The sequence below is a fragment of the Pseudomonas sp. NBRC 111127 genome, assembly GCF_001320345.1.
Taxonomy (GTDB): domain Bacteria; phylum Pseudomonadota; class Gammaproteobacteria; order Pseudomonadales; family Pseudomonadaceae; genus Aquipseudomonas; species Aquipseudomonas juntendi.
Genome location: NZ_BCBD01000190.1, coordinates 1 through 9,979, shown reverse-complemented (window position 1 = coordinate 9,979; position 9,979 = coordinate 1). Strand labels below are relative to the sequence as shown.

6 protein-coding genes and 2 pseudogenes are annotated in these 9,979 nt (G+C 62.2%); 3 read left to right on the top strand and 5 right to left on the bottom strand.

Annotated features, from left to right (window positions below):
- The coding region (locus APH30_RS24120) for a DNA internalization-related competence protein ComEC/Rec2 (RefSeq protein WP_054913969.1) at positions 1 to 2,172 on the bottom strand (2,172 nt) is incomplete at its 3' end.
- A 142-nt stretch (positions 2,173 to 2,314) separates the two neighbouring features.
- Here APH30_RS24120 and APH30_RS24115 point away from each other — a divergent pair.
- Positions 2,315 to 2,821: pseudogene (locus APH30_RS24115) on the top strand (DUF2062 domain-containing protein); the annotation flags it as partial.
- A gap of 9 nt (positions 2,822 to 2,830) precedes the next feature.
- On the opposite strand, the gene APH30_RS24110 reads toward APH30_RS24115, so the two are convergent.
- The 3 genes from APH30_RS24110 to APH30_RS24100 all read right to left on the bottom strand — a co-directional run bounded on the left by APH30_RS24110 (position 2,831) and on the right by APH30_RS24100 (position 5,309).
- Positions 2,831 to 3,610, bottom strand: a complete 780-nt coding sequence (locus APH30_RS24110) for an ABC transporter permease (RefSeq protein ID WP_009681883.1) — start codon at positions 3,608 to 3,610, stop codon at positions 2,831 to 2,833.
- Positions 3,607 to 4,539: an ABC transporter ATP-binding protein gene (locus APH30_RS24105; RefSeq protein ID WP_009681882.1), complete on the bottom strand. Its 933-nt coding sequence runs from the start codon at positions 4,537 to 4,539 to the stop codon at positions 3,607 to 3,609. The genes APH30_RS24110 and APH30_RS24105 overlap by 4 nt, the downstream gene beginning before the upstream one ends.
- Before the next feature lie 146 nt (positions 4,540 to 4,685).
- Positions 4,686 to 5,309 (bottom strand): glutathione S-transferase, encoded by a 624-nt coding sequence (locus APH30_RS24100; protein ID WP_054913968.1) that lies wholly within the window; start codon positions 5,307 to 5,309, stop codon positions 4,686 to 4,688.
- A gap of 286 nt (positions 5,310 to 5,595) precedes the next feature.
- Here APH30_RS24100 and APH30_RS24095 point away from each other — a divergent pair.
- Positions 5,596 to 8,027: pseudogene (locus APH30_RS24095) on the top strand (acyl-CoA dehydrogenase).
- Positions 8,028 to 8,101: 74 nt separating this feature from the next.
- On the opposite strand, the gene APH30_RS24090 reads toward APH30_RS24095, so the two are convergent.
- Positions 8,102 to 9,601, bottom strand: coding sequence for a hypothetical protein (locus APH30_RS24090; protein WP_054913967.1), 1,500 nt, complete (start codon positions 9,599 to 9,601; stop codon positions 8,102 to 8,104).
- 161 nt (positions 9,602 to 9,762) lie between these two features.
- On the opposite strand from APH30_RS24090, the gene APH30_RS24085 reads away from it, so the two are divergent.
- Positions 9,763 to 9,979, top strand: a 217-nt coding sequence (locus APH30_RS24085) for a PA2817 family protein (protein ID WP_305728798.1), incomplete at its 3' end; no start/stop codon positions are given.

Sequence of the window (9,979 nt, the reverse complement as noted above, 5' to 3'; positions counted from 1 at the left end):
ACCCTCAACCTCCCCCCACCCACCCAGCACCAACCGCAAAGCCCCCTCCACCGCCGTGTCATGCACCACCACCCCATGCCGCCGGTACCGCTCCACCACCTGCGCATGCGGGTGCCCAAAACTATTGTTGCGCCCCCGCGATATCAGCACCCCACGCGGCGCCGTGGCACGCATGAACCCCTCGCTGGAAGAACTGCGGCTGCCATGGTGCGGCGACTGCAGCCAGTCGATGCGTGGCGCGTCGGTTGCCGCCAGCCAGGCACGCTCCGCCCCTGCCTCCATGTCGCCGGCCAGCAACAACCGCTCGCCCTGCGCCTCGACCAGCAACACACAGGAGCGGTCATTACTGCTGCGCCCTTGCGCCCAGCGCCACAGCGAGAAGCGCACACCATCCCATTCCCATTGCTCGCCACTGGCACAGGGTTGCAACTGAACATCATCCAGCGCTTCCCCACCGATAACCCGCTCGACCGGCAAACCCCGCTGTATCGCCCCAGCACCGCCGGCATGATCGGCGTGGGCATGGCTGATCAGCATCACGTCCAGGTGACTCACCCCCAACTTGCGCAAGGTCGGCAACACCACCCGCTCCCCCAGGTCGCTGTCGCCCCTCGCCGGCCCGGCGTCATACAGCAGATTGTGATGCCGGGTGCGCAACAGCACCGCCAAGCCTTGGCCGACGTCCAGTTGCCAGACCTCCACCTGCCCGAAAGGCACCGGCTCGCGCGGCACCCAGAGGGCCAACAGCATCACCCCGCCCAACCCTCTCAGCGGCACGCCACGGGGCAGCAGCACCAGCAAAGCCCCCAGGCAGACCAGCAGCCAGGCCCATAGCGGCAGGGCTGCCGGCACCCATGCCGGGCGTTGCTGCGCAACCAGCGCCAGCACCCGAAACAGCACATCCAGCAAGCCACCTGCCAGCCACAACAAGGCCTCCCCAGCCCCACCCAACGGCAACAACAAGGTACCCAGCAAGGCCAACGGCAGTACCGCCAGGCTCACCCATGGCACCGCCACCAGGTTGGCCAGCGGCGCACTCAGGCTCACCGGCAAGCCCACGGCCAGCAGCACCGGCAACAAACCGATGGCAATCACCCACTGCGCCCGCGTCCAGGCCTGCCATGGCCGCCATGCCCCCAGGCGGGCGCTGAAGCAAAACACCAGCGTGGCCACGGCGCCGAACGACAGCCAGAAGCCCGGAAGCAGCGCCGCCAGCGGCTCGACCAGCAACACGACCACCAGCGCCAGCAACAATGGCAGGAACGCCCCCAGGTGCCGAAAACGCAGCCGCCAGAGCAACACCACGGCCAGCATCAGGCAGGCACGCTGTACCGGCACCCCCGCGCCGGCCAGCCAGCCGTAGGCCAGTGCCGCACCCATGGCCAGCGCGCAGGCCGAGGGCAGCCACGGCAGCCGTGCGGGCCACAGCCCCCAGCGGGCCAACCCGGCGACCAGGCCATAGAGCAAACCGGCAACCAGGCCAATGTGCTGGCCGGAAATGACCAACAAGTGCACCGTGCCGGTGGCCTGCAACGTCTGCCAATCTTCCCGCGCCAGGCCGGCCCCGTCGCCGAGCACCAGGGCCACCAGCGCGGCCTGCCGGCCGTTGGCATCGACCGCCAGCAAGCGCTGGCGCAGCGAGTCCCGCCACCCATAGCTGGCCGGCGCCAGCAGTTGCCCCGCCTTCACCGTACCGGTAGCGCCGACCCGCCGGGCCAGCAACTGCGCTTCACGGTCCGGCCCATGCGGGTTCAACAACCCGGCCGGGCGCTGCAAGGTCACCGCCAGCCGCCACTGCTCGCCGGCCCGTACCGGCGGCCCGTCGAACCAGCTGACTTGCAGGCGTTGTGGCAATTCGGCACGGCGCGAAAGGGCGGCCTCCAGCTCGAAACGCACACCGTGCGCAGTCCGCGCCGGCAAGCCGACCACCCGCCCCTCCAGCCACAAGGTGCGGCCATCCAAAGCGGCCGCCAGCCGGTCATCCAGGGCCTGGTGGGCAGACCAGCTGGCCCAGCACAGCCCCAACAGAAAACAGCCCAATGGCCACCCGCGGCTGAACAGGCAGACGCCAGCGCAAGCCGCCAGCACCCACAACCACCCGTCCGGTGGCAATGCAGGAAGAAAGCCCAGGCACAGCAGCCCGAGCACAAGCGCCAACATCCCTGTGCGCATGAGGTAGAGCTCCAGAAGCGAAATCACCTTCTGAGGCATAGCCCAATTGCCGGCACGGCTTGCTCAACAATTGTCACAAACTCTGAACGAGGCTGAGCGGGAATAAGGGCATACTGCCCGGGTCAACGCTCCGGGAGCCTACATGCCGCGCCGACTTTTCAAACGCTACATGCCGGACCCGACCAGTATTCGGGAACACAAGTCCTTACGCTTTTTCGGCAAGTTGCTGCACGACCCGAACCTCTGGCACCTGAACCGCCATTCGGTGGCGCGGGCCATGGGCGTTGGCCTGTTCGCGGCACTGATCCCGATGCCGGCGCAGATGCTGCTGGCCGCCGCGCTGGCCATTCCGGTACGCGGCAACCTGCCGATCGCGGTCAGCCTGGTGTGGTTGACCAACCCACTGACCATGCCGCCGGTGTTCTTCGTCACCTACATGACCGGCGCCTGGCTGATGCAGGTACCACCGCGCACATTGCCTGACGAACTGACCTTCGAGTGGATCACCGACCAGCTGTCGACGCTGTGGCAACCCTTCCTGCTCGGCTCGGTGGTGTGCGGCGTGGTGCTGGGCATCCTTGGCTACTTCGGCACCATGCTGTACTGGCGCTGGTGGGTGGGCCGGCAGTGGCGGCGGCGCCAATGCCGGTGCAAGGCCTCAGGCGCGCATGCCGCGGCCGCTGACCAGCAGGCGCACACACAGCAGGTAGAGCACCGCGGTGGCCACCAGCATGAAGGTGATGGCCGTACCAATGCTGATATCCGACACCCCTAGGATGCCGTAGCGGAACGAGTTGACCATGTGCAGCACCGGGTTGGCCAGCGACACGGTCTGCCAGAATGGCGGCAGCAGGTTGATCGAATAGAACACCCCACCCAGGTAAGTCAGTGGCGTCAGCACGAAGGTCGGGATGATCGAAATGTCATCGAAGTTGCGCGCGAACACCGCGTTGACGAAGCCCAGCAGCGAGAAAATGGTCGCGGTCAACAGCACCACGGCCACGGTCACGCCGAGGTGATGCACCTGCAGGTCGGTGAAGAACATCGACAGGATGGTCACGATCACCCCCACCGCCAGGCCACGCAACACGCCGCCCAGCACATAGCCGACGAGAATGATGTGCGGCGATACCGGCGACACCATCAGTTCTTCGATCGAGCGCTGGAACTTGCTGCCGAAGAAGCTCGACACCACGTTGCCATAAGAGTTGGTGATCACCGACATCATGATCAGCCCGGGCACGATGTACTGCATGTAGGTGAAACCACCCATGTCACCGATCTGCCGGCCGATCAGGTTACCGAAAATCACGAAGTACAGGACCATGGTGATCGCAGGCGGCAGCAGGGTCTGCGGCCAGATGCGCAGAAAACGCCGCACTTCACGGTAGACGATGGTGTTCAGGGCGACCCAGTTGGTACGCAGTTCCACACTCATACGGCCACCTTCGACAGGTTTTTTTCCACCAGGGACACGAACAGCTCCTCGAGTCGGTTGGTCTTGTTGCGCAGGCTTTGCACTTCGATGTTCTGCAGGGCCAGCTGGCCGAACAGCGCGGTAATGCCGATGTCCTTGTCCACCTGCACTTCCAGCGTGTGCGGGGTCAGCAGCCGGCAAGGGTAGCCTTGCAACACCGGCGCCGTGGCCAGGTCCTGCTTGAGGTCGAGGACGAAGGTTTCGACATGCAGCTTGCCCAGCAACTGGCGCATGCTGGTGTTCTCGACGATGGTGCCGTGGTCGATGATGCCGATGTTACGGCACAGCTGCTCAGCCTCTTCCAGGTAATGGGTGGTGAGGATGATGGTGATGCCCTTCTGGTTCAGCTCGGTGAGAAAGCTCCACATCGACCGGCGCAGCTCGATGTCCACCCCGGCGGTAGGTTCGTCCAGGATCAGCAGGCGCGGCTCGTGAATCAGCGCGCGGGCAATCATCAGGCGGCGCTTCATGCCACCAGACAACGAACGCGACTGCACGTCGCGCTTGTCCCACAGGCCCAGCTGGGTCAGGTATTGCTCGGCGCGCTCCTTGGCCAGTTTGGGCGGGATACCGTAGTAGCCGGCCTGGGTCACCACGATATCGAAGGTTTTCTCGAACTGGTTGAAGTTGAATTCCTGCGGCACCACGCCCAGGCAGCGCTTGAGCGCGGCGGGCTCGCGGTCCAGGTCATGGCCGAACACGTTGACCGTGCCGCTGGTCTTGTTCACCAGCGTGGACAGGATGCCGATGGTGGTGGACTTGCCGGCGCCGTTGGGGCCAAGCAAGGCGAAGAAGTCACCTTCGGCAACGTCCAGGTCGATGCCCTTGAGGGCCTGGAAGCCGTTGCCGTAGGTTTTGGTGAGCTGTCGGATGGACAGGGCAGAACTCATAGCGGGTCACTTACCGAAGAATAAGGTGCAGGACACGCCAGATAACGTCACTGGCGCAGTGAGTGCGGCCAATGGTGCAAGGCCTGGCCGCACAAGTACAGTCATGTGTATTGATAGTGACTATCGAAACAGCCGTGGTGTTCGATTCAGGTCAGCGCCGTCATCACCGCAGCCTGGTAGGCCGGGCGTGCCTTGAGGCGTGCGTACCAGGCTTCCAGATGCTGCATGGCCGGGCGCTCGATGGGCAGCTCGAACCAGGCGTAGGCGAAGCACCCCAGTGGGATGTCGCCCATGCCGATCTGGTCACCGGAAAGATACGGCTGCTGGGCCAGGGCAGCATCGGCCATCGCCAGCAGCTCGGCACAGCGCTTGTGCGCAGCGTTGATCGCCACCCAGTCGCGCTGGTCTTCCGGGGTACGCAGCAGGCCCCAGAACAGCGGGCGGAAGGGGGTTGCCAAGGCCGAGGTGGTCCAGTCCATCCACTTGTCGGCCAGGGCGCGCTGGCGCGGGTCTTCCAGGTACCAGCCTTGCTCGGCGCCGTACTCGGCGCACAGGTAACGGACGATGGCGTTGGACTCCCACAGGACCAGGTCGCCGTCCTCCAGCAGGGGCACCAGGCCATTGGGGTTGCGCGCGCGGTAGTGCGGCTCGTTGACCACGCCGAAAGCGCCGCCGGCGTCGATGGACTCGAAGTCCAGGCCCAGTTCGTGGGCAATCCACAGCGCCTTGCGCACATTGCTCGAATTCTTGCGGCCCCAGATCTTCAGCATGGCAACGTCCTTATGAATGTGGAGGGCTGCACAGTCTACTCCAGAGTTTTCTCGCCTGTACCGGCCTCTTCGCGGGCGCGCCCGCTCCCACAGGTGTCTCACCCGTCTCGAACTCTGTGATATCCCTGTGGGAGCGGGCGTGCCCGCGAAGAGGCCGGCACAGGCTGAAAATATCCTGAAACTCCCACCGCCATACCCTGTCACTGTTCTGACCCTGCCGTTCACGGCGTTACGTCTAAGCTGTCTGGGACGGTTCAAGCTCCCCTGGTTCCAAGGAGGACCGATTATGTTGCTGTTATGGTTGGTAGTGCTGGTGATCGGCGCGGCATACCTCACGCACCGGCGCCTGGCGCCCCTGCAGATTCTCGGCATCGTGGCGGCCTACGTCCTGCTGATGAGCATTTTCAGCAACGCCCCCGGCTGGCTGCTGGCGCTGATCTGGATCGTGCTGGCGTTCAAGGTGGCCCTGGTGGCGCTGCCCGACTGGCGCCGCAGGGTATTTACCGGCCGGGTGTTCAGCTGGTTCCAGCGCACCCTGCCGCCCATGTCGCAAACCGAGCGCGAAGCGATCGACGCAGGCACCGTCTGGTGGGACGGCGAGCTGTTCAGCGGCCGCCCCGACTGGCGCACCCTGCTCGCCTACCCGGCACCGAAGCTGACCGAGGAGGAACAGGCCTTCATCGACGGCCCCACCGAAGCGCTCTGCGCAATGGTCAGCGACTGGCAGATCGGCCAGGACCTCGACCTGCCGCCCGAAGCGTGGGCGCATATCAAGTCGAACGGTTTCTTTGCCCTGATCATCCCCAAGGAATATGGCGGTAAAGGTTTCTCCGCCTATGCCCACTCCCAGGTGGCGATGAAGCTGGCCACCCGCAGCGGCGACCTGGCCTCGACCGTGATGGTGCCCAACTCCCTGGGGCCCGCTGAGTTGCTGCTGCACTACGGCACCGATGAGCAACGCAACCACTACCTGCCGCGCCTGGCCCGTGGCGAAGAAATCCCCTGCTTCGCCCTCACCGGCCCATTGGCCGGCTCCGACGCTGGCGCCATGCCCGACACTGGTGTCATCTGCAAAGGCCAATGGCAAGGCGAAGAAGTCCTCGGCCTGCGCCTGAACTGGGAAAAGCGCTATATCACCCTCGGCCCGGTGGCGACCCTGCTGGGCCTGGCCTTCAAGGCCTACGACCCGGACCATTTGCTGGGCGAGCAGGAAGAACTGGGCATCAGCCTGGCCCTGATCCCTACCGACACCCCCGGCGTCGAAATCGGCAAGCGCCACCTGCCGCTGGGCGCTGCCTTCATGAACGGCCCCAACAGCGGCAAGGACGTATTCGTGCCACTGAGCTTCCTGATCGGTGGCCAGGCCATGCTCGGCAAGGGCTGGATGATGTTGATGAACTGCCTGTCGGTGGGCCGCTCGATTTCCCTGCCCGCCGTCGGCACGGGGGCGGCCAAGTACACCAGCCTGGTCACCGGCCAGTACGCCAATATCCGCGAGCAGTTCAATGTGCCGCTGGCGGCCTTCGAAGGCATCCAGGAATCCCTGGCGCGCATCGGCGGCAACGCCTGGCTGATGGACAGCGCCCGCCTGCTGACCGCCAAGGCCGTGGACCTGGGCGAAAAGCCCTCGGTGCTGTCGGCGATTCTCAAGTACCACCTCACCGAGCGCGGCCGAGAATGCATCCAGCACGCCATGGACGTGCACGGTGGCAAGGGCATCATCATGGGCCCGAACAACTACCTGGGCCGGAACTGGCAGGGGGCGCCGATCTTCATCACCGTCGAGGGTGCCAATATCCTCTCGCGCAACCTGATGATCTTCGGTCAGGGCGCCATCCGTTGCCACCCGTTCGTGCTCAAGGAAATGGCCCTGGCCGGGCGCCAGGACCACGACCAGGCACTGCGCGAGTTCGACGACCTGTTGATGCAGCACATCATGTTCGCCGCTGGCAATGCGGCCAGTACGTTCATCCACGGCATCGGCCTGAGTTGTTTTGAGAAGGTGCCGGGCGATGCCTTGAGCCAAGGGTATTTCCATGCACTGAACCGTCAGGCTGCCGCGTTCGCGATGCTGGCTGACCTCTCCATGATGCTGCTCGGCGGCGCGCTGAAGCGGCGCGAACGGCTCAGTGCGCGTCTGGGCGATGTGCTGAGCTACCTGTACCTGTCCAGCGCCGCGCTCAAACGCTACCACGACCTCGGGTCGCAGGAACACATGCGACCGCTGCTACGTTGGGCCATGGAAGAAAGCCTTGGCCAGGCGGAGAAGGCCCTGGACCGGTTGCTCGATAACTTCCCGAACCGATTTGTGGGTTGTGCACTGCGTCTGCTGGTGTTCCCATTCGGCCGAGCGATGAACTGGATGCCGAGGTAGCCGAGTTGATTGGTCGGCACAGGGGCGATCCAGCCCTGGAGGAGTTGCTGGCAGGATGCTTCAGACCCAGCGCCGAGGGCGACCCTGTGGCTACGCTGCAAATGGCCCACGACCTCATCGCCGAAACATCGCCACAGGCCAGGGAGGTGCAGCAAACATTACGTGAAGGTAAGGTGCGCCTTGCCGCAGGCGAAGGGCCCCTCGAGGCGGCGATCCGGGCCGGTATACTCCAGCCGGCACAAGCACAGCGCCTGCAAGAAGCAGAGCATCATCGACGCCTGGTCATTGATGTGGATGCATTCGATAAAGAAAGTTTAGAGCGGGTTAAGGGCAAGGTTCGGTAAACGGCCGCCGCAGAGCGCCGACGAGGCCACACAAGGCCTCGTCGGCGTCATCTGTCCTTTAACGATACGGCAGTTCAATCATCAAAAAATGCTACGAATTGTGCCGGTGTATAGAGGGGGACGGCGATGGTTGTGACCGCCCAGTAAAGGAGCCTAGGGTTGCCTAGATCCCGCCCCGCAATCACGGTGAATGGCGTAGGTTGTGGCGCTGAAAAAAATATACCCGCACTGTCTAATGAACCATTTCCGGTGATTATCGACCACTCCGTCTCAGCTTGAGGCACTTGCATAGCCCGCCCTTGGTCAGCATCGAAATACCAGAGCTCAAGCTTCATTGTCGAATTTACCAATGACAACTTTATGTAATGCGTTTGTCGTGCATACAGTGTAACAAACATTGATGAGGCAGTTTCACCATTTGCACTAACCTGAACAACATCCGCATCCGCCCGTTTAGTCAGCGATTCAAGTAACGCCGGCGACTGGGTGGTCTTACCGCCCGATTCGTACCTGATGGCAGGCTGCAGGTTAGCCGGGGGCACATAGTAATAAATGTCACCGACCTTATCGATCTTGCCAGCATGCTCACCTCTGAAGTTCACTTGGACAGGGCCTGAAGCAAAAATTTCAAGCGGCTGCTTTTCGTACCCACTCCCAACAACGCTGATCAAAGGGCTGACGGACGGTGCGTCTGAGACAAGAGCCCCCTGGGGGGCGGCGCTCACAGTGATGGATGGGGTGTAGTGAAATGAGCTTAGCCCTAATATTTTGATGTAGTGAGGGTGTTCGTAGGCCGCAGTTCCCGGAGGCACCAGCAACCACGGCAACCAGTCGACGTCTAGCGGTGGTGTTTCACGAAGGGTTTCAGGAAAAGCAAACCCTTGGGTCACAAGGGATAACAGATCGTCGCATATATCCGCTATCGGAGCGATGCCCTGCATGTGTGATTCAAAGCAGTCCAAATCCGCAGTCGAGGGTGATATGATAGCGTAATCCAAATAAAACTCTTCGCTGGGTGTGTGCTTCAATACTACGTCCTGCAGATATTGGTTAAGTGGCGCACGTGGCAGCTGATAAAGAACGACTATCTTTCGCGCTTCGTAATGCGCTGACAACAGTCGTTTATCGGTGTCATTACCGCTGTAGGTGTAGTCTGCGCCCTCACCCCACGCGACGGTAAGCTCCCGTCCCGGCAGGGTCTTGTAAATGATTTTGTGATCGGGGATTTTGATGAGCAACACCCTATCAGTGGGGAAATTTATCTTTCGGATGCAGTTCAACCAAGGAACGCCAGCGCCTAGCTCGGTGAGCAATACAACCTCTTCTTCAGCTAACGCTCGTTGTTCAAGGGCCAGCATCGGCGTTGTATTTGATTGAATAAACTGGAGCCTGGGCAGTCCCATCCTGACCTGTTTTATTTTCCTGGTGTTTCCTGCAGTTATCCTATCCAGTGCAATCAACTCTCCTGGCAACTCGGACCGCTGGGGATCGCGCGCCTTCCAGCAGTTAGCAAAAAACTTATCGGGGCAGCGAAGGACCGCCAGGGGTATCGATGTCGAGGTGTGGCTAGTCATTTGAGGCTTCCTGATTTATCGGTCTTTTATATTTCTCTACATTGTCCACAGCCCACTGACTCATCGCTACTGACAAAAATATCAGGTAGTCTTCTCGGCCCAGCCAGATGCACGGTAACGCGGTATAATACCTCCACACCCCTCCGCATCAGGACATACCCGTGACCACGCCCTACCAGCGCTACAACTTTCAGCTACTTGAACATGTGCGCACCATCCTCGCCGCCCTTGAAAGCGCCGAACAGGTACCCGAGGAAAGCCATGCGCTGTTTCTGGAACGCTTTGATGAGCTGCTTGTGCTGCTACCAAAAGAACCGTTGCAGAGCCAGTATCTGGGCCAGGACCTGCTCAGCCAGATTTTCCAGCGCTACCCTCAGA